The organism is Enterobacter sp. ECC-249, assembly GCF_043965265.1.
Classification (GTDB): domain Bacteria; phylum Pseudomonadota; class Gammaproteobacteria; order Enterobacterales; family Enterobacteriaceae; genus Enterobacter; species Enterobacter quasiroggenkampii.
The window spans coordinates 360,113-382,970 of record NZ_CP143660.1; the positions used below are offsets into that span (position 1 = coordinate 360,113).

At 57.6% G+C, this 22,858-nt stretch carries 23 protein-coding genes; 6 read left to right on the forward strand and 17 right to left on the reverse strand.

All coding sequences use genetic code 11. The annotated features are described in order from the left end of the window. Nucleotides 1-23: 23 nt before the first annotated feature. Nucleotides 24-1,481, reverse strand: a complete 1,458-nt coding sequence (rmuC, locus tag V1587_RS01800; RefSeq protein ID WP_371899703.1) for a DNA recombination protein RmuC — start codon at nucleotides 1,479-1,481, stop codon at nucleotides 24-26. Nucleotides 1,482-1,621: 140 nt separating this feature from the next. After that, on the reverse strand, nucleotides 1,622-2,383 hold the full coding sequence (udp, locus tag V1587_RS01805) for a uridine phosphorylase (RefSeq protein WP_003860792.1): 762 nt from the start codon (nucleotides 2,381-2,383) through the stop codon (nucleotides 1,622-1,624). A 255-nt stretch (nucleotides 2,384-2,638) separates the two neighbouring features. Between udp and V1587_RS01810 the strand changes: the two genes are divergently transcribed. Then, a complete protein-coding gene (locus V1587_RS01810; RefSeq protein ID WP_371899702.1) occupies nucleotides 2,639-3,445 on the forward strand; it encodes a dienelactone hydrolase family protein in 807 nt (268 codons plus the stop codon). A 48-nt stretch (nucleotides 3,446-3,493) separates the two neighbouring features. On the opposite strand, the gene metE is transcribed toward V1587_RS01810, so the two are convergent. Beyond that, nucleotides 3,494-5,755, reverse strand: coding sequence for a 5-methyltetrahydropteroyltriglutamate--homocysteine S-methyltransferase (gene metE, locus V1587_RS01815; protein WP_371899701.1), 2,262 nt, complete (start codon nucleotides 5,753-5,755; stop codon nucleotides 3,494-3,496). Nucleotides 5,756-5,870: 115 nt separating this feature from the next. Between metE and metR the strand changes: the two genes are divergently transcribed. Next, nucleotides 5,871-6,824, forward strand: coding sequence for an HTH-type transcriptional regulator MetR (metR, locus tag V1587_RS01820; protein ID WP_024907993.1), 954 nt, complete (start codon nucleotides 5,871-5,873; stop codon nucleotides 6,822-6,824). On the opposite strand, the gene V1587_RS01825 is transcribed toward metR, so the two are convergent. The 3 genes from V1587_RS01825 to pldB form a co-directional block, all read right to left on the reverse strand. Next, the gene (locus V1587_RS01825; RefSeq protein WP_008501530.1) at nucleotides 6,712-7,611 is read right to left on the reverse strand and encodes a carboxylate/amino acid/amine transporter; all 900 of its coding nucleotides are present in this window, start codon (nucleotides 7,609-7,611) and stop codon (nucleotides 6,712-6,714) included. The genes metR and V1587_RS01825 overlap by 113 nt on opposite strands. Before the next feature lie 82 nt (nucleotides 7,612-7,693). Further along, a complete protein-coding gene (gene yigL / locus V1587_RS01830) occupies nucleotides 7,694-8,494 on the reverse strand; it encodes a sugar/pyridoxal phosphate phosphatase YigL (protein WP_021242854.1) in 801 nt (266 codons plus the stop codon). Nucleotides 8,495-8,525: 31 nt separating this feature from the next. Continuing rightward, nucleotides 8,526-9,518 carry a lysophospholipase L2 gene (gene pldB, locus V1587_RS01835; protein WP_371899700.1) on the reverse strand — a complete coding sequence of 331 codons (993 nt, stop codon included), beginning with the start codon at nucleotides 9,516-9,518 and terminating at the stop codon, nucleotides 8,526-8,528. Nucleotides 9,519-9,628: 110 nt separating this feature from the next. Here pldB and rhtB point away from each other — a divergent pair, with 110 nt between their 5' ends. Continuing rightward, entirely contained in the window at nucleotides 9,629-10,249 is a 621-nt protein-coding gene (gene rhtB / locus V1587_RS01840) for a homoserine/homoserine lactone efflux protein (RefSeq protein WP_111963537.1), read from the forward strand. Here rhtB and rhtC read toward each other — a convergent pair. The 3 genes from rhtC to pldA form a co-directional block, all read right to left on the reverse strand. Further along, nucleotides 10,246-10,866: a threonine export protein RhtC gene (gene rhtC, locus V1587_RS01845; RefSeq protein WP_025757538.1), complete on the reverse strand. Its 621-nt coding sequence runs from the start codon at nucleotides 10,864-10,866 to the stop codon at nucleotides 10,246-10,248. The two genes, rhtB and rhtC, sit on opposite strands and share 4 nt — an antisense overlap. A gap of 61 nt (nucleotides 10,867-10,927) precedes the next feature. Beyond that, the gene (gene recQ, locus V1587_RS01850) at nucleotides 10,928-12,757 is read right to left on the reverse strand and encodes an ATP-dependent DNA helicase RecQ (protein WP_029741834.1); all 1,830 of its coding nucleotides are present in this window, start codon (nucleotides 12,755-12,757) and stop codon (nucleotides 10,928-10,930) included. Between the two features lie 90 nt (nucleotides 12,758-12,847). After that, the gene (gene pldA / locus V1587_RS01855) at nucleotides 12,848-13,717 is read right to left on the reverse strand and encodes a phospholipase A (RefSeq protein WP_133295316.1); all 870 of its coding nucleotides are present in this window, start codon (nucleotides 13,715-13,717) and stop codon (nucleotides 12,848-12,850) included. 163 nt (nucleotides 13,718-13,880) lie between these two features. Here pldA and yigI point away from each other — a divergent pair, with 163 nt between their 5' ends. Together yigI and rarD are read left to right on the forward strand one after the other, a co-directional pair. Next, the gene (yigI, locus tag V1587_RS01860) at nucleotides 13,881-14,348 is read left to right on the forward strand and encodes an acyl-CoA thioesterase YigI (RefSeq protein WP_008501538.1); all 468 of its coding nucleotides are present in this window, start codon (nucleotides 13,881-13,883) and stop codon (nucleotides 14,346-14,348) included. 51 nt (nucleotides 14,349-14,399) lie between these two features. Further along, on the forward strand, nucleotides 14,400-15,296 hold the full coding sequence (gene rarD, locus V1587_RS01865) for an EamA family transporter RarD (RefSeq protein WP_045909225.1): 897 nt from the start codon (nucleotides 14,400-14,402) through the stop codon (nucleotides 15,294-15,296). Between the two features lie 84 nt (nucleotides 15,297-15,380). On the opposite strand, the gene corA is transcribed toward rarD, so the two are convergent. The 8 genes from corA to V1587_RS01905 all read right to left on the reverse strand — a co-directional run bounded on the left by corA (nucleotide 15,381) and on the right by V1587_RS01905 (nucleotide 22,310). Next, nucleotides 15,381-16,331, reverse strand: a complete 951-nt coding sequence (gene corA, locus V1587_RS01870; protein WP_371899699.1) for a magnesium/cobalt transporter CorA — start codon at nucleotides 16,329-16,331, stop codon at nucleotides 15,381-15,383. 151 nt (nucleotides 16,332-16,482) lie between these two features. Next, the gene (gene ysgD, locus V1587_RS01875; RefSeq protein WP_212743980.1) at nucleotides 16,483-16,539 is read right to left on the reverse strand and encodes a YsgD/CorL family protein; all 57 of its coding nucleotides are present in this window, start codon (nucleotides 16,537-16,539) and stop codon (nucleotides 16,483-16,485) included. A 149-nt stretch (nucleotides 16,540-16,688) separates the two neighbouring features. Next, nucleotides 16,689-18,851, reverse strand: a complete 2,163-nt coding sequence (gene uvrD, locus V1587_RS01880; RefSeq protein WP_032646073.1) for a DNA helicase II — start codon at nucleotides 18,849-18,851, stop codon at nucleotides 16,689-16,691. 76 nt (nucleotides 18,852-18,927) lie between these two features. Continuing rightward, the gene (yigB, locus tag V1587_RS01885; RefSeq protein WP_371899698.1) at nucleotides 18,928-19,644 is read right to left on the reverse strand and encodes a 5-amino-6-(5-phospho-D-ribitylamino)uracil phosphatase YigB; all 717 of its coding nucleotides are present in this window, start codon (nucleotides 19,642-19,644) and stop codon (nucleotides 18,928-18,930) included. Continuing rightward, on the reverse strand, nucleotides 19,644-20,546 hold the full coding sequence (gene xerC, locus V1587_RS01890; RefSeq protein WP_371899697.1) for a tyrosine recombinase XerC: 903 nt from the start codon (nucleotides 20,544-20,546) through the stop codon (nucleotides 19,644-19,646). Before xerC ends, yigB begins: the two co-directional genes overlap by 1 nt. After that, entirely contained in the window at nucleotides 20,543-21,250 is a 708-nt protein-coding gene (locus V1587_RS01895; protein WP_032646075.1) for a DUF484 domain-containing protein, read from the reverse strand. The genes xerC and V1587_RS01895 overlap by 4 nt, the downstream gene beginning before the upstream one ends. Beyond that, complete coding sequence (gene dapF, locus V1587_RS01900) at nucleotides 21,247-22,071, reverse strand: diaminopimelate epimerase (protein ID WP_108091171.1); 825 nt, start codon at nucleotides 22,069-22,071, stop codon at nucleotides 21,247-21,249. Before dapF ends, V1587_RS01895 begins: the two co-directional genes overlap by 4 nt. Nucleotides 22,072-22,106: 35 nt before the next feature. Next, on the reverse strand, nucleotides 22,107-22,310 hold the full coding sequence (locus V1587_RS01905) for a lipoprotein (RefSeq protein WP_024907980.1): 204 nt from the start codon (nucleotides 22,308-22,310) through the stop codon (nucleotides 22,107-22,109). Nucleotides 22,311-22,445: 135 nt separating this feature from the next. On the opposite strand from V1587_RS01905, the gene cyaY reads away from it, so the two are divergent. After that, nucleotides 22,446-22,766 carry an iron donor protein CyaY gene (gene cyaY / locus V1587_RS01910; RefSeq protein WP_048989629.1) on the forward strand — a complete coding sequence of 107 codons (321 nt, stop codon included), beginning with the start codon at nucleotides 22,446-22,448 and terminating at the stop codon, nucleotides 22,764-22,766. Nucleotides 22,767-22,858: the final 92 nt, after the last annotated feature.

The window sequence follows — 22,858 nt, forward strand, 5'->3', positions numbered from 1 at the left end:
ATTGGGCGCGTTTGCCCTACGTTTCAACCACCGCGAAAGAAACGCGCCGGAGTCTCGTCTGGTGATAAATCCGCCGCTAACGTGTTGTCTTCACTGTTTGTCTTTTGTTCGTCAGCACCTTCACGCAGGCGAAACTCGTCGTCCTGAGCGGTGGCCTGTTCAACCAATTCCGGATTAATCTCGCGTTTAACTTCTACTCCCAGGCTGCGGAATGATTCAGCCTGCGCCAGCAGATTGCCACGTCCCGAGGCGAGTTTTTTCATCGCCTGACGGTAGTTATCCTGCGCGCGGTCCAGGCTCTGCCCGACTGAGGACATGTCGTCCACGAAAAGGCGCATTTTGTCGTACAGCTTGCTGGCGCGATCGGCAATCTGCTGCGCGTTGCGGCTCTGGTGCTCATAGCGCCACAGGTTCGCAATGGTGCGTAAGGCCACCAGCAGCGTGGTGGGGCTGACCAGCATAATGTTATTTTTGAGCGCTTCGGTGATAAGCTCAGGCTGCCTGTCGAGGGCCAGCAGAAATGCGGGCTCTACCGGGATAAACATCAGGACATAGTCCAGCGAGCGCAGACCCGGCAGCTGCTGGTAGTCTTTTCTGCCGAGCAGGCGAATATGATTGCGCACGGAGGCAATGTGCTCCTGCAGCGCCGATTCGCGGGTGTAGTCATCCTCCGCGTTGAAGTAACGTTCATACGCCACTAGGGTCATCTTGGCGTCAATCACCACATCTTTACCCTGTGGCAGCCGCACAATCACATCCGGCTGCATGCGGGAGCGGGCATCGTTTTCGATACTTACCTGCGTTTCGTATTCATACCCTTCCCGCAGACCAGAGGCTTCCAGTACGCGGGTCAGCACTACTTCTCCCCAGTTGCCCTGGGTTTTGTTATCCCCTTTAAGCGCGCGGGTCAGGTTGACCGCTTCCTGCGCCATCTGGGCATTCAGCTGCTGAAGATTGCGAATCTCATGCGCCAGGGTGTGCCGCTCACGAGCTTCCTGACCAAAACTGTCCTGCACCTGACGACGAAAACCGTCCAGCTGCTCGCGCAGCGGCGTCAGCAGGCTGTTCAGGCTCTGGCGGTTTTGTTCGTCAACGCGTCGGTTGCTGTGCTCAAAAATGCGGTTCGCGAGGTTTTCAAACTGTTCGCTGAGGCGCTGCTCGCTGTTGATCATCTGGCGGATTTTATCTTCCGCATGCAGCTGAGTGGATTCCAGGCGGGTGGTCACTTCACGGAGATCGGCCTCCAGCGAGGTGTTGATATCGCGGAGATTGCGCAGCTCGTTGTTGAGCAGTTCACACTCGTCGCGCCAGTGTTCACTCAGGGCAAGCTGCTGCCTGGCCGCGCTTAAATCGGCGACGATCTCTTCGCGTTCAGCCAGCTGATCGGCCTTCTGCTGCGCATGCTGATAGCTGGACATCAGCCAGCCTATCGCCACGCCCGCCAGCGCAATCACCGCATAAATCAGGATTGAGATATCCACAATGCCCCCTGCATCAACGTATTACCCGCACAAAATAGAATTGTGCTGTATAAACGTCCAGTTTGAAAGGGTTTTCCTGCGAGGCGCTACGCAAAAAATAAAGGCCGAACGTGTCGGCCTTTGATTTCGAAAGGAGGGGACTAGATCAGGCGACGCGCGGCTTCAACCACGATTTTCACCGCATGGCTTTCGGTCTGCTTCATGGTTTCAGCGTTCGGGATCTCCTGCTGGGTACGGTTGACGATTACGCCCGCAACCATACCGGCACGCAGACCCTGGCTTGCGCACATGGTCAGCAGCGTGGCGGATTCCATTTCGTAGTTCATTACGCCCATCGACTGCCACTCTTCCATTGAGCCTTTGAAGCGGCTAACTACGCGGCCAGAGAAGGTGTCGTAACGCTCCTGGCCCGGGTAGAAGGTATCGGAAGAAGCAGTTACGCCCACGTGAGTGGTAGCACCCACGGACTTCGCGGCTTCAACCAGCGCGGTGGTGCATTCGAAATCAGCCACTGCCGGAAATTCCATCGGTGCAAAGTGCAGGCTTGCACCGTCCAGACGTACAGATGCGGTCGTAACCAGCACGTCGCCGACGTTAATGTGCGGCTGAATAGCGCCGGTGGTGCCGATACGCAGGAAAGTACGAATGCCCAGCTGTGCCAGCTCTTCAACAGCAATAGACGTAGACGGACCACCGATACCGGTAGAGCACACGATCACCGCTTTGCCATCCAGCTCAGCGCGCCAGGTGGTGAACTCACGATGGGCAGCCAGCTTGACCGGCTTATCCATCAGCGCGGCGATCTTTTCCACACGCTCAGGATCGCCAGGGACGATAGCGAGCGTAGCCCCTTGTAAATCGTTTTTAGTGAGGCCGAGATGAAAAACATCAGACTTAGACATAGGTGACTCCTCTGTGGGTCGGTTAGTCAGAAGAAGTAAAACGGTACTTTACAGAAGCGGTAAGCATAATTTCGTGACGCATCTCACCATGAATGAAAATTATTGCATTGATTTTCCATCAAAAAGTGATTTACATCACATTAACAAGTTATATCGTCAGGTGCTGCACAAAAGATAGACCGTTTAAGGCACTGTGAGTTGTTAACCTGGTGTCTATATTTACCTTTGCGCTAACTGATTGGTACGGAGAATGCCATGACTGAAAAAACCGGTTTTGCACCTGCTGCGGCCCCACATGCTTCAACCATCGTGTCGACGCCAGAAGCGGCAATTACCGCGGGCGAGGCCTCCATTCCCTCGCAGGGGGAGAATATGCCTGCTTATCACGCACGGCCAAAATCGGCAGACGGCCCGCTGCCCATAGTGATTGTGATTCAGGAGATATTTGGTGTTCACGAACACATTCGCGACCTCTGCCGCCGACTGGCGCTGGAAGGGTATCTGGCCGTTGCGCCAGAGCTCTACTTCCGTCAGGGCGATCCGAACGACTACAGCGATATTCCCACCTTGCTCAGCAACCTGGTCAGCAAAGTCCCGGACGCGCAGGTGCTGGCCGATCTGGACCACGTCGCCAGCTGGGCGGCGCGCAACGGCGGGGATCCGCATCGTCTGCTGGTCACCGGTTTCTGCTGGGGCGGACGCATTAGCTGGCTGTATGCGGCGCATAACCCGCAGCTCAAAGCCGCTGTCGCCTGGTACGGAAAACTGGTAGGTGAAAAAACGCTGAATTCACCGAAACATCCGGTCGATATCGCCACTGAGTTAAACGCCCCCGTGTTAGGGCTTTACGGCGGTCAGGACACCGGTATTTCTCTGGATTCGGTAGAGACCATGCGCCATGCGCTCCGTGCGGCAAATGCGAAGGCGGAGATTGTGGTCTACCCGGATGCCGGGCATGCTTTTAACGCCGACTATCGTCCGAGCTATCACGCGGAATCGGCCAAAGATGGCTGGCAGAGGATGCTGGGGTGGTTTAGCCAGTACGGCGGAAAGAAAGCGTAACAACAAAAAAGCCCGGTGGCGGCTACGCCTTACCGGGCAATCCAGCACCTACGCCTGACGCAAGTTCTGCGCCGCTTTTACCATGTTGGCGAGCGCGGCGCGCGTCTCCGGCCAGCCGCGGGTTTTCAGTCCGCAGTCCGGGTTCACCCACAGGCGCTCTGCCGGAATGCGCTGGGCCGCTTTTTTTAGCAGGGCTTCAATCCACTCCACGCTCGGCACGTTCGGGGAGTGAATGTCGTACACCCCCGGCCCGATTTCATTCGGGTAGTCGAACTCTTCGAACGACTCCAGCAGCTCCATGTCTGAGCGCGATGTCTCGATGGTGATTACGTCGGCGTCCAGCGCGGCAATCGAATCCATGATGTCGTTAAATTCGCAGTAACACATGTGGGTGTGGATCTGGGTGTCGTCCTTCGCCACCGCGGCGTTGATGCGGAATGCCTCCACGCCCCATTGCAGGTAGGCATCCCAGTCGCTACGGCGCAGCGGCAAGCCTTCGCGCAGAGCCGGTTCGTCAATCTGAATAATGCCAATACCTGCCGCTTCCAAATCCGCCACTTCATCACGCAGCGCCAGCGCGATTTGTTTCGCAATAGTTTCACGGGTCACGTCTTCGCGCGGGAAGGACCAGCAAAGAATCGTCACCGGACCGGTGAGCATGCCTTTCACCGGCTTGTCGGTCAGAGACTGCGCGTATTTTGCCCACTCCACGGTGATTGCTTCCGGACGGCTGACGTCGCCGATCACGACCGGCGGCTTCACGCAGCGGGAGCCGTAGCTCTGCACCCAGCCGTTCTGTGTAAAGACGAAGCCGTCGAGATGCTCACCAAAGTATTCCACCATGTCGTTACGCTCGGCCTCACCGTGCACCAGCACGTCCAGCCCCAGCCGCTCCTGCTCGATGATCGCCTGCTTGATGTGTTCGGCGATACCGGTGCGGTAGTAATTCGCATCCAGATTACCCTTTTTGAAGTCCAGACGCAGGCCGCGGATTTCGGTGGTTTGTGGGAAGGAACCGATCGTGGTGGTCGGCCATGCAGGCAGGTTGAAGCGGGCACGCTGCGCTTCGGCGCGCACCTCATACGTACTCTTACGCTGGCTGTCCTGGGCGGTGATGGCCGCCAGGCGTTTTTCCACCGCCGGATTGTGCACGCGTGCCGAATGGCGACGCGCCTGGATCGGGGCGCTCCATTCGGTAATCGCCGCCGTGTCGCCGCTGTTCAGCGCGTCGCGCAGAAGCGTCAGCTCTTCGCATTTTTGCAGGGCGAAGGCAAACCAGCTTTTCACCTCGGCATCCAGGCGGGTCTCCACGCTCAGATCGATCGGGCTGTGCAGCAGGGAACAGGAAGAGGCCACCCATAGCTCACGTTTGCCGACGATGTCTTTTATTTGTGCGTATTTCTCGGTGAGATCGGCACGCCAGACGTTTCGACCGTTAATCAGGCCAGCGGAGAGCAGCCAGTCCGAAGGCAGACGCTTATGCAGCTCCGCCACATCGTCTTTGCCGTGAACCAGGTCAACGTGCAGGCCCTGAACCGGCAGCGCGGTAATTGTGTTCAGGTTCGGCGTCACGCCTTCAAAATAGGTCGTCAGCAAGAGTTTTACCTGACCGGTGAGCGCGTCATACGCCGGTTTGAAGGCATCGAGCCATGCCTGCGGCAGTTCGAGCACCAGCGCGGGTTCGTCGATTTGCACCCACTGAATGCCGCGTTTGCCCAGCTCAATCAGCACCTGTTTGTAGACCGGCAGAATATCCTTCAGCAGGCTGAGTCGGTCAAACGACTCGCCTTTTACTTTGCCCAGCCACAGGTACGTCACCGGCCCGAGCAGCACCGGTTTCACCTGATGGCCCAACGCCAGCGCTTCGTCCACTTCATCCAGAAGCTGCGTCCAGGTCAGTTTGAACTGCTGGCCTTTTACGAACTCCGGCACCATATAGTGATAGTTAGTGTTAAACCACTTAGTCATTTCCGCCGCTGCCGCTGGCTCACCCGTTGGCGCACGGCCACGGCCGATGCGGAACAGGGTATCGATATCTACCGATCCATCGTTGTTCTGATGACGAGCCGGCACGTTGCCAAGCAGCAGGCTGGTCGTCAGAACATGGTCGTACCAGGCGAAATCGCCCACCGGCAGCAGGTCAATGCCCGCCTGTTTTTGCTGCTCCCAGTGACGGGCGCGCAGCTCGCGTCCCACCGCAAGCAGTTCTTCGCGGGTTGCGTTCCCAGCCCAGTAGCTTTCTTGCGCTTTTTTCAGCTCGCGACGCAGGCCAACGCGAGGGAAACCGAGAGTGTGATTGCGGATTGTCATGGTGTACCCCTTGTGAAATTCGTTATTTAGACGTCCAGATGTTTACACTTCTATAATTGGCAGGTACTGTATATTCCTCAAGCGCAAAATGTTCATGGCGAAGTGAAGGACTTTCATGATCGAGATAAAACACCTGAAAACGCTACAAGCGTTGCGGAACTGCGGCTCGCTCGCGGCGGCGGCGGCCACGCTGCACCAGACCCAGTCCGCCCTTTCTCACCAGTTCAGCGATCTGGAACAACGCCTCGGCTTCCGTCTTTTTGTGCGTAAGAGCCAGCCGCTGCGCTTTACGCCCCAGGGCGAGATCCTGTTGCAGCTGGCGAATCAGGTCCTGCCGCAGATCGCCAGCGCGCTGCAGGCGTGTAACGAACCGCAGCAGACAACGCTACGTATCGCCATTGAGTGCCATAGCTGTATTCAGTGGCTGACCCCCGCGCTTGAGAACTTCCGCCAGAAGTGGCCGCAGGTGGAGATGGACTTTAAATCCGGCGTGACCTTTGACCCGCAGCCCTCGCTGCAGCAGGGCGAGCTGGATCTGGTGATGACGTCCGATATTCTGCCGCGCAGTGGCCTGCATTATTCGCCAATGTTTGATTATGAAGTGCGCCTGGTACTGGCGCCGGACCACCCGCTGGCGGCCAAAACGCGCATCACGCCGGAAGACCTGGCGACGGAAACGCTGCTGATTTATCCGGTCCAGCGCAGTCGTCTGGATATCTGGCGCCACTTCCTGCAGCCCGCGGGCATTAGCCCACAGCTAAAAAGCGTGGATAACACCCTGCTGTTGATTCAGATGGTGGCGGCCAGAATGGGTATCGCGGCGCTGCCGCACTGGGTGGTAGAAAGCTTTGAGCGCCAGGGTCTGGTGGTGACCAAAACCCTGGGTGAAGGACTGTGGAGCCGGCTGTACGCCGCCGTGCGCGATGGCGAGCAGCGTCAGCCGATTACGGAGGCGTTTATTCGCTCAGCGCGGAACCACGCGTGCGACCATCTTCCGTTTGTGCGGAGCGCGGAGCGACCCAGCGGCGATGGACCCACAGCGAAGCCAGGATCACCGCTCCCCCAATAAGGAAGCTCGGCCAGTGAGGCTGTTGCTGCCAGATGGCGAGGTTGACCAACAGCCCAGCCGGGACATGCACGTTGTTCATGATCCCCAGCGTACCGGCGTCGACCTGCGTCGCGCCGTAGTTCCACATGAAGTACCCCAGCCCTGACGCTACCACGCCCAGCCAGACCAGAACGCCCCACTGCACGGTGGTGGTCGGTAGTTTTTGCGGGTTACCGAGCATAAACCACGCCGCCACCGCGACAATCGCCGCTCCCATGTAGAACCAGGCGAACGCGTTATGCTGCGGCATCGGACGGGTTTCCATCAGGCGTTTGTAGCCCACCATGCCGATGGCGAAACTGATGTTGGCGAGCTGGACGAACATCAGCCCGGTCCAGAAGTGATCGCTCACTTTGTCGTAGCGAATAATCGCCGCGCCGATCACCGCCAGCGCCGCGCTCAGCAGGTATCCCCAGCGAAGACGGCGTTTACTCAGCAGATCGTATATCAGCGTGATGTAGAGCGGCGTCAGCACGGTAAAGAGCAGGAATTCCGAGACGGACAGATAGACGTAAGCCCGAAAGCTGAACAGATACATGATGCCGAGCTGCATCGCCCCCACCAGCATGTACAGCACGATCGTTTTCAGCGACTGTCCGCGCGTGCGCAGAAACGGCAGGAACACCAGCGCCGCCAGCCCCACGCGCATCAGCACCGAGAAATAGCTGTCGACTGAACCGGCAAGGTATTCGCCAATCAGGCTAAAGGAGAAGGCCCACAGGATAGTGGTGATAATGAGTAGCGCCACAATGCTTGTCTCTCAGAAAGAAGGACAGGCATTGTAGCGAACTCTTTAGTTGACATCTGAGTAATAAACAATCAAATGAAGATTATTCAAGGAACAGTTTGCGCAGGTATTTCGGTACCGCGTTGTCAGCGTTAGAACCAATCACCTCCAGCTCCGGGTGCAAATCTTTCAGACGCTGATGTGCGTTCTGCATGATGCAGCCCTTGCCCGCCATCGACAGCATTTCGGCATCGTTCATGCCGTCACCAAAGGCGATACAGTCTTTCAGCTCGAAGCCCAGACGTTTCGCGACCGCTTCCAGGGCGTGGCCTTTGGAGACGCCACCCGCCATCACTTCCAGACAGGTCAGGGTTGAGAAGCTCACGTTGACGCGATCGCCCCAGCGGGCGTTAATCGCCTGTTCCAGCGGGAGCAGCTCTTCATGGCTATCACAGGTGAAGAACACCTTGCTGATCCCCTCCGGCTCAAGCAGACCCGGCTCGTACAGGGAGTAATTGAATACCGCTTCCTTGAAGAAACGCATTTCATCCGGGCGGTGGCGGTTCATAAACCAGTCGTCGTCACGGTAAACGTTCGTGACGATAGCCGGATTATTGTGCACCACGCCAAACAGATCGGCGGCAATATCGCGATCCAGATTGTGAGTAAAGATCAGGTTGCCGTCGGTATCATGCACGCGAGCACCGTTGGAGGTGATCATGTACGATTTGATCTCAAGATTATCGCGGATCTGCCCCACGTCCACGTGGTGGCGGCCGGTGGCGAACACAAAGTTCACGCCTCGGGCAGTCAGGAGTTTTAACGTCTCTTTCGCGTACGGCGACAGGGTGTGGTCGGGGGAAAGCAGCGTGCCATCTAAATCAGATGCAACAACCTGGTACATAGGAATTTCAGCCTCTGGTGAAAAACAAGAATCAATTATGCCTGTTGAAAAATTCAACAATGGCGTTGAGCGCGACTGAGCGCATAGCGTCCTTTTCAAAAAGGATCTCATGGAACGCGCCGTGAATGACCAGCGGTTTACCCCCTTCACAAGGGTGACCGGCTGCAGCGCGCAGTTCACAATACCGGTCATGCATGCGGTTATCCACCACACGCTCTTCTTCCGCCTGAATCAGAAGCGTCGGCGTGTCATCATCGCCTACGCCCGCCAGCACCTGCTCACCGGCCAGAATACCCTCCCGCACCCAGTGCCAGGTCGGGCCGCCGACGCGTAAGCGTGGTTCATCGGCATAAAAGCGCAGGTTGCGGCGATAACGCTGCCGGCTGTGGGTTAAGACGTTGATGGCGAACGGCAGCGCGCGCCAGCGTCCTGTGCCTATGGCGTAACCTTCACGAATGCGCTGATGGCCCTCAGCCCAGTCAAGAAGATGACGCACCATCCAGTCGGGGAATCGGATGACGATACCGTACATCGGCGCGGTGAGCGCAATGGCGTCGCACTGGTGCGCGTAACGCTGCAAAAACAGCGTTGATATCGCGCCCCCCATGGAGTGCGCAAGGATGTACCGTTTACGCCAGGGACCGGGCTGAACGTCCTGCTGCCAGAACGCGGCAAAATCGTCGACGTAATCGCTAAAGCGATCGACGTGGCCACGGTGCGTGTCCGGAAGCATGCGCCCGGACAGCCCCTGCCCACGATGGTCGATGATCAGTACATCGAACCCCATATGGACCAGGTCATAGGCCAGCTCGGCATATTTAACGTAGCTTTCAATACGCCCGGGGCAGACCACAATCACCCGGTCATTTTTTTCATTTCGGAAACGAACGAAACGCACCGGGATGCCCCCGACGCCCGTAAACTCATCTTCCTCACGTTGCCGCCAGAAATCGGTCAGCGGCCCCATAGAGAAAGCAGCAAAAGCGTTTTCTCGTGTTTCCCAGTCCTTTTTCTGCTGAAACATTGGGTATCCACTCACGTAATCCAGGGAATATCGTTTTTTTCGTCACCGGTCACAAAATGACTCAATAATAGCGTATTGTGGCATAAAAATAGACGGTTCGGGAGTTTCAAATGACCTTCGAGTGGTGGTTCGCCTACCTGCTGACATCCATTATCCTCAGCCTTTCTCCGGGGTCGGGTGCTATTAACACCATGACGACCTCCATCAACCACGGTTACCGCGGTGCGGTGGCGTCGATTGCCGGTTTGCAGGCCGGGCTGGGCATCCATATCGTGCTGGTCGGGATTGGTCTGGGTACCCTGTTCTCCCGCTCGGTGCTGGCGTTTGAAGTACTGAAATGGGCCGGGGCGGCGTATCTGATTTGGCTCGGCATCCAGCAGTGGCGCGCGGCAGGCTCCATCAACCTGAATACGCTCGCGCAGACGCAAAACCGCGGCCATCTGTTTAAGCGTGCGGTGTTCGTCAATCTGACCAACCCGAAGAGCATTGTGTTCCTCGCCGCGCTGTTCCCGCAGTTTATCGTTCCGCATCAGCCCCAGGTGATGCAGTACGTGGTGCTGGGCGCGACCACCATTATCGTCGATATCATCGTGATGATTGGTTACGCGACGCTGGCACAGCGAATTGCGGCGTGGATTAAAGGGCCTAAGCAGATGAAGGCCCTGAATAAAGTCTTTGGCTCGCTGTTTATGCTGGTTGGCGCGCTGCTTGCGTCAGCGCGTCATGCTTAGCGAGAAATGATGAGATGAATGCCGAAGCCGGCGAACAGCGCGCCGGCGAAGCCATCAATCCACTTCGCGATACGCTGGTAGCCGCGGCGCATCGCCGGTAAGGCGAACAGGCTGGCCACGATGGTAAACCAGGCAAAGGTTTCAACGACGATCAGCAGGAAGATGCCCCAGCGTGCGCCCGCACCGACGCTATCGCCGACAAACAGCGAAAACACCGATCCGAAATAGATAATCGCTTTTGGGTTTGCCAGATTGGTCAGCAGCCCTTTTACAAAGCTGCGGCCGCCCGTTGCCAGCTCCACCTTTGGCTCTTGCGGTTTTTTCTCTTCTTTTTTCAGCGCCCCGCGCAGCATCTGGTAGCCCATCCAGCACAGGTACAGACCGCCGCCGACCATAATGATGTTATGCAGCCAGGCCATCTTCGCCAGGATCAGGTTCAGACCGAGCAGCGCAACGGCCGCCCAGACCATAACGCCCATGGTGATACCGAGCACGCCCATCATCGCCTCTTTGCGGGAGCGGCTTACAGCCGTTTGCGACACGAAGAAAAAGTCAGGTCCCGGGCTCATCAGCGCAACGATGTGCACTAATGCCACGGTGAGAAATAGCATTAACATAATTAGCTCGCGGGGAAATAATTTAGTGAGTCATCATCCTGGCACTTTTTCGCCCGGCTGACTACTCCTCATCGTCACCGTCGGCGTGAGAGCGGATGAGCGCCATGAACTCTTTACCGAAGCGCTCCAGCTTGCGCGTGCCAACCCCGTTGACGCTGAGCATTTCGCTGGCGCTGAGCGGCATCTGCTCGGCCATCTCAATCAGCGTCGCGTCGTTGAACACCACGTAAGGAGGGATGTTCTCTTCGTCGGCGATGGCTTTACGCAGCTTGCGCAGTTTGGCGAAAAGCTTGCGGTCATAGTTGCCGCCGTAGGATTTCTGCATCACGCGGGGCTTCAGAGCGATGACGCGCGGCACGGCGAGCTTCAGTTCAACGTCACCGCGCAGCACCGGACGCGCCGCTTCGGTCAGCTGCAGGGCGGAGTGCTGGGCAATATTCTGCGTGGCGAAGCCGAGGTGAATCAGCTGGCGAATAATGCTGACCCAGTGCTCGTGGCTCTGCTCCTTGCCAATCCCATAAACCGGCAGCTTGTCGTGGCCCATGTCGCGGATACGCTGGTTGTTGGCACCGCGCAGCACCTCCACCACGTAGCCCATCCCGAAGCGCTGGTTCACGCGGTAAATGGTCGAGAGCGCCTTACGCGCGTCCATCAGACCATCGTACTGTTTCGGCGGATCCAGGCAGATATCGCAGTTGCCGCACGGCTCCTGTCGCCCTTCACCAAAGTAGTTGAGCAGCACCAGACGACGGCACGTTTGCGCTTCGGCAAACGCGCCCATCGCGTTGAGCTTGTGGCGTTCGATATCCTGCAGCTGCCCCTGCGGCTTTTCTTCCAGACAGCGGCGCAGCCACGCCATATCGGCCGGATCGTAAAACAGCATCGCTTCCGCAGGCAGGCCGTCACGCCCGGCGCGGCCGGTTTCCTGATAGTAGGATTCGATGTTGCGCGGGATGTCGAAGTGCACCACAAAGCGCACGTTGGGCTTGTTGATGCCCATGCCGAACGCCACCGTCGCGACCACAATTTGCAGGTCATCGCGCTGGAATTTCTCCTGCACGTCGGCGCGGATGTGGTTCTCTAACCCGGCATGATACGCGGCGGCGCTAAAGCCGCGGTTTTGCAGCCGCGCGGCGGTGTCTTCCACCTTCGCGCGGCTGTTGCAGTAGATGATGCCGGACTTGCCGCGCTGCTCCTGGACATAGCGCAGGAGCTGATCCAGCGGCTTGAACTTTTCCATCAGCATGTAGCGGATGTTCGGGCGGTCGAAGCTGCTGACCTGAATATAGGGGTCGTTCAGCCCCAGCAGACGAACGATATCCAGACGCGTGGTGTCATCCGCCGTGGCGGTTAGCGCCATAAACGGCAGCTCGGGGAAGCGCTGACGCAGCTGGCCGAGCGCAGCGTATTCCGGGCGGAAATCGTGTCCCCACTGGGAAATACAGTGCGCTTCATCCACCGCCAGCAGCACCGGGTTCCAGTGCGCCAGATGATCGAGGAAGTTATCCAGCATCAGGCGTTCCGGGGCGATATACAGCAGGCGGATCTGCCCGGTGCGGCACCCGGCCATCACCTCTTGCTGCTGCTCCCGGGTTTGCGTGGAGTTAAGACAGGCTGCCGCGACGCCGTTGGCGAGCAGCTGGTCAACCTGGTCTTTCATCAGAGAAATGAGCGGGGATACCACGACCGTCAGGCCGTTAAGCACCAGCGCGGGCACCTGATAACAGAGGGATTTACCGCCGCCGGTCGGCATCACCACCAGGCAGTCACGGCCTTCCAGCACCGTTTCAATGATGGTTTCCTGGCCAGGGCGGAACTGCTGGTAGCCAAAGGTTTCATGCAAAACCTGTTTAGCCAGCGACTCCTGATTCAATACTTCCGCCTGCGCCACGTTAACCCCATATGCCTGAAATGAAACAGGCGCTATTTTCAGCGCCTGAGAGAGAAACTTCAACGTTTAACGCAAAAACATTCGAGCAACCTAGAGAATATCGTTCAGCATCACGCCCACGCCGACGCGGGTCTGGTTGAAGTTGTAATCGATAAGCGACTCGCCGTAACCGCTGTAGACTTGCGTATAAAGGCGAACATGCTTGCTTACCGGATAGCTTAAGCCTACTTCCGCACCGCCGTAGCCGGTGTTCCAGTTGTACTGACCTTTCGCACTCAGCACGGCATCACCCAGCTGGTAGCCGACTTTAAGCTGGTAGTAGCCCATATATTTGGTGATGTCCGGGTTGTCATCCGTGCTGCCGACCACATACCACGGCTTCACTTCCACCATCCAGTTACCGTTCTGCGCCATCAGGCGCGTATAGGCGCGGTTCCAGCTACGGGATGTCGGATCGGAACGTCCGTTAGAATCATGGTTAAAGCCCACTTCGACATCACGCAGCGTCCAGCCCGCAAACTCATAATCCGTTGCAAAACCGAGGAACAGCTGCGGCTCATAGTTGGTTTCGCGGAACGGCGAGGATTCCCCGCTGTTAGAGAGCTGCCACCAGGACTTCTGCGTATAAGAGGCACCAAACACCGAGTTCGGTCCCAGAATGCCGCGCCAGAACGGGAAGGCGAGGCTGAGCTGGAACTTCACCTCATCTTTACGCGCATTATCAGACCAGTTATAGGAGCTTATCGCCTCTTTGTTGAGATCGCTGGTCTGAGTATAAATCACGTAGTTGGTGTCATACGGATAGAGCGTGAACGGATTGTCATGCTCCTGAAGAAGGTTTGCGATAATGCTACCGTGAACGGCAGGCTTATCGTGCACCTCTTTGATTGTCGCTTCCTGCGCATATGCTGTGAGGGGCAGCGCAACCGCCGCCAGTAACCAGGCCAGATACGTCCGCATCGGTGGTGTTCTCCTGCAAAAGAGTAAAATTGATTGAATAGTTATGTGGCGGACATTCTACAGACTTCTGCGACAACTGCTGCATCCTCGTTTCTGAAAGTGGCATTCCTTGTTGCTGCGGCATAAAATCAACATTTCGTTAACAATAAGGATGTGATGCCTCATGTCAGCCATGCTTACCGCCGAAGAAGTATTAAAACTCGTGGGCGAGATTTTTGTTTACCATATGCCGTTTAACCGCGCGCTGGGACTGGAGCTGGAGCGTTACGAGAAGGACTTTGCTCAGCTGAGCTTCAACAACCAGCCGATGATGGTGGGTAACTGGGCGCAAAGTATTTTGCACGGCGGCGTGATTGCCTCCGCGCTGGACGTGGCGGCAGGCCTGGTCTGCGTGGGCAGTACGCTGACCCGCCATGACACCATAAATGAAGACGAACTCCGTCAGCGTCTGGCGCGCATGGGCACCATTGATTTACGCGTCGACTATCTTCGTCCGGGGCGCGGAAATCGCTTTACCTGTACCAGCAGCCTGCTGCGCGCGGGGAATAAAGTTGCCGTGGCGCGCGTTGAGTTACACAACGAAGAACAGGTTTATATCGCCAGCGCAACCGCCACTTATATGGTGGGTTGAGGCGGCAAAATCGGGTAAAATTGATTCACTTTTTTGTAACGGATTTTCCCGATGGATGCTAAACAGACGCGGCAGGGCGTTTTACTCGCCCTTGCCGCTTATTTTATTTGGGGTATCGCCCCGGCGTACTTCAAGCTTATCGCCTACGTTCCGGCTGACGAGATCCTCACTCACCGCGTCATCTGGTCGTTCTTCTTTATGATTGCGCTGATGAGCCTCAGCCGCCAGTGGTCGGGCGTCAAAACGCTGCTGCAGACCCCGAAGAAGATCTTCCTGCTGGCACTTTCTGCCGTGCTGATTGGCGGCAACTGGCTGCTGTTTATCTGGGCGGTGAATAACCATCACATGCTCGAGGCGAGCCTGGGGTACTTTATTAACCCGCTGGTGAATATTGTGCTGGGGATGATTTTCCTCGGCGAACGCTTCCGCCGTATGCAGTGGTTAGCGGTGATTCTGGCCTTCTGCGGCGTGCTGGTGCAGCTGTGGACATTCGGCTCGCTGCCGATCATCGCCCTCGGTCTGGCGTTCAGCTTTGCCTTCTACGGCCTGGTACGCAAGAAGATTGCGGTGGAAGCGCAGACGGGGATGCTGTTTGAAACCCTCTGGCTGCTGCCGGTGGCGGCGATTTATCTCTTCGGCATCGCCGACAGCCCAACCAGCCACATGGGCAGCAACCCGTGGTCGCTGAACCTGATGCTGATGGCGGCGGGCGTGGTAACCACTATTCCACTGCTGTGCTTCACCGGTGCAGCGACGCGCCTGCGTCTCTCAACTCTGGGCTTCTTCCAGTACATTGGCCCGACGCTGATGTTCCTGCTGGCAGTGGTGTTCTACGGCGAAGTGCCGGGGGCTGATAAGATGGTGACGTTCGCCTTTATCTGGGTAGCGCTGGCGATTTTCGTTGCGGATGCGATTTATACCCAACGCAGAGTGCGTAAAGGGCTGTAGTGCCTTTTTGCCGGATGGCGGCTGCGCCTTATCCGGCCTACAAGATCTGTAGGGCGGGTAAGCGTAGCGCCACCCGCCAGATTTTTACAGCCAGTTCCGGCGCTTGAAATAGAGATACGGTGCCAGGCCCGCGAGGATCATAAAGATAATCGCCCCCGGGTAACCAAAGCTCCACTTCAGCTCCGGCATAAACTCGAAGTTCATCCCGTAGCTGGATGCCACCAGCGTCGGCGGCAGGAACACCACGGACACCACCGAGAAGATCTTGATGATGCGGTTCTGCTCGATGTTGATAAAGCCCATCGCCGCCTGCATCAGGAAGTTGACCTTCTGGAAAAGGGATTCGTTGTGGGGCAACAGGGATTCGATATCTCGTAAGATCTCACGCGCCTGCTCCAGCTGACCGCCCGGCAGACGCGCCTTGCGCACCAGGAAGTTCAGCGCGCGCTGGGTATCCATCAGACACAAGCGCACCTTCCAGCCGATATCTTCCAGCTCCGCCAGCGTCGAAAGCGCTTCGTCGTACTCATCGCCCTGATGGCCTTCCATGATCACGCGGCTCAGCTTTTCCAGGTCGCTGTAGATGTTTTCAATTTCATCCGCCAGCTGTTCAATTTTGGTCTCGAACAGATCGAGCAGCAGCTCGTACGCGTTGCCATCTATCATCGCCTGGCTGCGGGCACGCATGCGGTAGAGGCGGAATGCCGGTAGCTCACGCTCGCGCAGGGTAAACAGACGACCGTCACGAATGGTAAACGCCACGGTGGAGTTGCCCGCGTGGTCTTCGGCATCTTCAAAGAAGAAGAAGGAGTGAATATGCAGACCGTCTTCGTCTTCAAAAAAACGCGCAGAGGCTTCGATGTCTTCCAGTTCAGGGCGCGTTGCCAGGCTTTGCCCCAGCTCAGATTGTACGCGAAGGCGCTCATCGTCGTCCGGCTCGACCAAATCCACCCATACGGCATCAATGAGGGGCTGTGACTCTTCGGCTTCAAGCCGAGTCAGTCGGTTATTTTCGAGTTGAAATGCGCTCAACATGACCGGGACTCCCAATGCAAAAAAATATCGGACAGTTCGGTGGGCACACAGAAACAAATTGGGTTTCAGACCATTAAACAGCCTGACTCAGCGCGACGGGAATAGAGCAGTCGCTGACAACCACTAAGGCCATCAGCAAGAGGAGATAGCCTTAGGAGTTGTTCCTGGATGACAGGGAATTGAGCCAGTATCTACTGGGTGTGTCCAAGGCGAATGTCCTCTTAGCGTAATCGTGCGCGCATGTTACGCCAGCTATAACTGTGGCGTCAACACGCAACGGAACGCTGAAGGGCATTAATTGACCTTCACTGTATAAGGCTAGCAGATTATTGCAAAATAATGATATTTTTCTGAATGTTACACTGTTTCCAGCTTCGCGTAGGCCGCCACCAGCCATTTGATCCCCTGCCCCTGGAACGCCACCTGCAGGCGACTGTGCTCGCCGCTGCCTTCCAGATTCACAATGGTACCTTCGCCAAACTTCGAATGGCGCACGCGCTGGCCCAGCTTGTAGCCGGTGTCGGTTTCCGCAATCGGCGAGCCCATGCGCTGATGGCTGACCGGACGGCTGATGCTCGCCCGCAGACGCACCTCTTCCACGCACTCTTCCGGCAGTTCACCGATAAAGCGCGACGGACGGTGATAGACCTCTTTACCGTACAGGCGGCGGGTTTCAGCGTAGGTTAGCGTCAGCTTTTGCATCGCGCGCGTCACGCCCACGTAGGCCAGTCGACGCTCCTCTTCCAGACGCCCGCCCTCATCCAGCGACATCTGGCTCGGGAACATCCCCTCTTCCATGCCAACGATGAACACCTGCGGGAACTCCAGGCCTTTGGCGGAGTGCAGGGTCATGAGCTGAACCGCATCCTGCCAGGTGTCCGCCTGCCCTTCACCCGCTTCCAGCGCGGCGTGGGAGAGGAACGCCTGCAGCGGCATCAGGTCTTCGTCTTCTTCGTTGTAGCTGAACTGGCGCGTTGCCGTCACCAGTTCCTCTAAGTTCTCAATACGGGTCTGGCCCTTTTCACCTTTCTCCTGCTCGTACATGGTGCGCAGGCCGGAGTCTTTAATCACCCGGTCGGTCTGCACGTGCAGCGGCATGTCGGCGGTTTCCTGCGCCAGGGCGTCAATCAGCTCAAGGAAGCGCTGTAATGCGCTGGCGGCACGTCCGGCGAGGGCTTTTTCCTGCAGCAGCTCGCGGCACGCCTGCCAAAGCGTCAGCTGGCGATCGCGCGATGCCTGTCGCACCACGTCCAGCGTGCGGTCGCCAATCCCGCGGGTTGGGGTGTTCACCACGCGTTCAAACGCCGCGTCGTCGTTACGGTTGGCAATCAGACGCAGATACGAGAGCGCATCTTTGATTTCCTGACGTTCGAAGAAGCGCATGCCGCCGTAAATGCGGTACGGCATGCTCACCTGCAGCAGCGCCTCTTCCAGCACGCGCGACTGGGCGTTGCTGCGATAGAGAATGGCACACTGCTCCAGCGCGCCGCCGTTGTCCTGCCAGGTTTTAATGCGGTTGACCACGAAGCGGGCTTCGTCGAGCTCGTTGAACGCACAGTAAATCGAAATCGGTTCGCCATCGACGCCGTCGGTCCACAGCTTTTTACCCAGACGCCCGTTGTTGTTCTCAATCAGGGCGTTGGCCGCGCTCAGAATGTTGCTGGTTGAACGATAGTTCTGCTCCAGACGGATGGTTTCCGCGCCGGGGAAATCGTTGAGGAAGCGCTGGATGTTTTCTACCTGCGCCCCGCGCCAGCCGTAGATAGACTGGTCATCATCGCCAACGATCATCACCTTGCCGGTATCACCGGCCAGCAGGCGGATCCATGCGTACTGGATGTTGTTGGTATCCTGGAATTCGTCCACCAGGATATTGGTGAAGCGTTCACGGTAGTGCTGCAGGATGTGCGGCTTGTTGAGCCACAGCTCGTGGGCGCGCAGCAGCAGCTCAGCGAAATCCACCAGACCGGCGCGATCGCACGCTTCCTGATAGGCCTTGTAGACGTTCTGCCAGGTCTGCTCGACCGGGTTGCCGAAGCTCTGAATATGGTGCGGGCGCAGCCCCTCGTCTTTCTGACCGTTGATGTACCACATCGCCTGACGCGGCGGCCACTGCTTCTCGTCGAGGTTCATCGCCTTGATCAGGCGCTTCAGCAGACGGAGCTGGTCTTCGCTGTCAAGGATCTGGAAATCCTGCGGCAGGTTGGCGTCCATATGGTGCGCGCGCAGCAGGCGGTGCGCCAGACCGTGGAAGGTACCGACCCACATGCCGCCCTGGCTGGTGCCCATCAGTTGGGCGATGCGGTGGCGCATTTCCGCCGCCGCCTTGTTGGTAAACGTGACCGCCATGATGGAGTACGGGGAGCAGTTTTCCACGCTCTGCAGCCAGGCAATACGGTGAACCAGCACGCGCGTCTTACCACTGCCCGCTCCAGCCAGCACCAGCAGGTTGGTGCGCGAGGCGGCAACCGCGTCACGCTGTTTGTCATTAAGGCTGTCGAGCAGGTAAGAAACGTCCATTGGCACCGTCACGTCATGTCGGGCAGGCGAAGAGCATTCGCCAAAACCCTGTTAATTTATACAGAACAATTGATGATTATATCAGCGTCGTGAGGGATGCCAACCGCGAAATTTCCACGTGCGGCAGAAGACGGCTATCGGAGGCGATCATCAGGTCAGCGTTTTCCGGCTTGATCCAGCAGGCCTGCATGCCGCAGCGGATAGCGCCCGCCACGTCCGTGGTCAGGTCATCCCCCACGTGCAGGATCTCACCCAGCGGCAGGTTAAGCTTATCTGCCGCCAGATGGTACATGTCGCTGAACGGCTTCGCGCGCCCGTGAGGACCCGCACGCAGCACAAATTCAAAGTAATCGCTCAGGCCAAACAGCTCCGGCTGGGCATTGCCGTTGGTGATGGCCACCAGCGGCCACTTTTCGGCAAGCTTCGCCAGCGTGTCGTGGGTTTCCTGCGGCACGTCGATACGGCTGCGCCATTTAGCGAAGTTTTCCATGGCCGCTTCCGCCCCAATGGCGGCATCCTGCGCGCTCAGACCCGCGTTCAGCATCGCCTGCTCAACCGCGCGACGACGCCATTCGGTCACGTCGTGGTAAATGTCCGGCTCGGTCTCCCGCAGGGACTGGCGCAGCTTCTGGAAGTCCTTGTTCTGTATCGCCTTCAGCGCGGGATGGTAGTTCTGCACAAACGCCAGCGACTCCTGCTCGGTACGCAGGATCACCTCGCGGTTGTCATAAAGAGTGTCATCAAGGTCAAACGTCAGGGCTGAGATCTGACCGAGTGGGCGGTAAAAACGCATTATTTCCCCCGTTTGGCGCGTGGATGCGCCGCGTCATACACCGAGGCAAGGTGTTGGAAGTCTAAGTGGGTATAAATTTGTGTGGTCGACAGGTTCGCGTGGCCAAGCAGTTCCTGCACGCCGCGCAGATCGCCGCTCGATTCCAGCATATGTGTTGCAAAGGAGTGGCGCAGCTTGTGCGGATGCACGTGGCTGTTCAGCCCCTGCTTAATGCCCCACTCCGCAAAGCGCTTCTGCACGTTACGCGCCGAGATCCGCTTGCCGAGTTTCGACAGGAACAGCGCATCCTCTTCGGTGCCAAACAGCCCGCGCAGGTCAAGCCAGTGCTCAATCCAGGAGATCGCGTTGCGGCCAATCGGCAGGCGGCGCTCTTTGCTGCCCTTACCCATCACCCACACTTCACCCGATTCCAGATCGAGATGCTTGAGGTCAAGGTTGACGAGTTCAGAAAGACGCAGGCCTGCGCCGTACATCACCTCCAGCATCGCGCGGTCGCGCACGGCCAGCGGATCGTTAAGGTCGATATCCAGCAGGCGGTTTACGTCGTCAACGTCGATATTTTTAGGCAGATGGCGCGGCGCTTTCGGCGTGGCGATCCCTTTTGCCGGGTTGGCTTTTAAGCCCCCCTGGCTGACCAGCCAGTCGAAGAAGCTGCGCAGCGCTGAGAGCCTGAGCGCCAGGCTCGCCGGGCTGAGATTTTTTTTACGGCTACGCACGACGAACCCGCGTACCGTCGCAGCGTCACATTGTTGCCAGCTTTTCAGGCCGATTTCGTCGGCAATCTGCATGATGGCATCAAGCTGACGCTGGTAGTTGAGCAGAGTAATGGGGCTAAGCTGACGCTCCACGCCCAGATAGCGCAGAAAGCGCGAGACGTCAGTGGCGAGCAGTCCGTCCGTCATACGCGCTCAATCCAGCGCTCCAGCAGCTCGGGCAGCATCAGGGCGATCTCCTGCAGCAGGTGCGTGGCTTGCCCCTGCTCATAGTGATGCGCGTCGCGGCTGGTAAATAAGATGACGCCCAGATCGCCATCGCGCCCCATCAGCGACATCGCCACCGAGCCAATCGCTTTGGCCTCCGGCAACACCACCAGCAGCTCAGGTCCATTAAGCGGCCCCAGATAGTGGTGTTCATGGCCCAGACGCTGTATGCGCAGCGGTTCAAACGCCTGACGGCTCAGTGCCAGATGGGTAAATCCCGACGGCGCGCCGATGCGCCAGCGGTCAGGGAAAAGACGAATCGTTGCGCCCGCCAGCCCCAGCTCGCGCGCCCAGCGGTGGAAGCGGCTGAGGAACTCGTCAAGGCTGTGCGCCGACGCCAGACGCGCCTGCAGATGCAGCAGACGATAGAACAGGCTTTCGTTGGTGCTGGCCTGCTCCATCAGCAGCGTCATATTCTCTTCAAGCTGATTGATATGGTTGCGCGCGCGCGCCATGTGCCATTCCACCAGCGACACGGTCCCGCGAACCGGATGCGGCACGCGCATCTCTTCGACGACGCGTGCATTGCGAATAAAAAACTCAGGATTGCGCAGCAGATAATCAACAACAGCTCTGTCGTCCAGTTCCGTCACTGTTTCCTGCAGTTCTTCCCCTGGTTGTTTCATAGATGGATAAACCCGTCATAGACATGTGCCGCCGGGCCAGTCATATACAGTGGATGACCCGGTCCTTTCCAGGCGATATCAAGCCGACCGCCCGGTAATTCCACGCGAACCTCTTCTGCCAGTAACCCCTGAGAGATGCCCACGGCCACCGCCGCACAGGCACCGCTTCCGCAGGCCTGAGTCTCGCCCGCGCCGCGCTCGTAAACCCGCAGGCGAATGTGCTCGCGCTTTACCACCTGCATAAAGCCGATGTTCGCGCGCTCCGGGAAACGTTCGTGGCTTTCCAGCACCGGGCCGAGCGTTTCGACCGCGGCGGTTTCCACATCATCTACCTGAATCACGCAGTGTGGGTTACCCATTGAGACGACGCCGCACAATACTGTCTGCTCGGCCGCACGCATAATATAGGTCTTTTCCGCTTTGTTTGCGCGAAACGGCACGGCGGAGGGCTCGAAGTTAGGCTCGCCCATATTCACGCGCACCAGCTCATCATCGGTGACGCTGAGCACCATGCGACCATTGGCCGTGCTGACGCGAATATCACGTTTGTTGGTCAGCCCTTTCAGGCGGACAAAGCGGGCAAAACAGCGCGCGCCGTTGCCGCACTGGTTAACTTCGCTGCCGTCCGCGTTAAAAATACGGTAGTGGAAATCGAGGTCGGGATCGTACGGCGGCTCAACCACCAGCAGCTGATCGAACCCCACGCCCAGATGCCGATCCGCAAGGCGACGGATCAGTTCCGGGGAGAAAAACACATTCTGCGTTACCGCGTCGACGACCATAAAATCGTTGCCAAGGCCATGCATTTTAGAGAACTGCATCATTTGCTCCATTGCGCGGGTACAGAACGTTGTCGTCAGAGATTAACCTGAGTCGGGCCACCGTTGTCGCCACGGTCGTTAGTATTTGGCGTGGTAGACTCAATGCCGCTGTTAACCGGTTTCGTCGGCGGCGGTGCTGTTTTATCCGCAGGTGGGAAGTACAGTGGTCCCTTCAGTCCGCAGCCAGTCAGGCTAAACAGCGTGATGAGAACGGCAAGCGTTCGGAAAGCGTTTTTCATTATAAAGTTGCCCGTAAGTTCAAATCTGTTTCTATCATCGCAGGAGAAGACACAAAAGCAAGAGTTTGCCGCTTTCCTGCAACGGGAATTATTTAGGGTTATACTGCCGGCATCACGAAAAACAGGAACAAAACCATGAACGACAGTGAATTCCATCGCCTTGCCGACAACCTGTGGATGACCATCGAAGAGCGTATTGACGACTGGGACGGCGACAGCGATATCGATTGTGAAATCAACGGCGGTATTCTGACCCTGAGCTTCGAAAATGGCAGCAAAATTATTATTAACCGCCAGGAGCCGCTTCACCAGGTCTGGCTGGCTGCGAAACAGGGCGGCTATCATTTCGATCTGAAAGACGGGGAATGGGTTTGCGACCGCAGCGGCGTAACATTCTGGGATCTGCTGGAACAGGCGGCGACCGCGCAGGCGGGTGAGGCGGTGAGTTTCAGGTAGTTTTGTCGCCCGGTGGCGGCTACGCCTTACCGGGCCTACAACGGCTCGAACCGTGAGCCGGGTAAGCATTAGCCACCAGGCAACAGCGACAC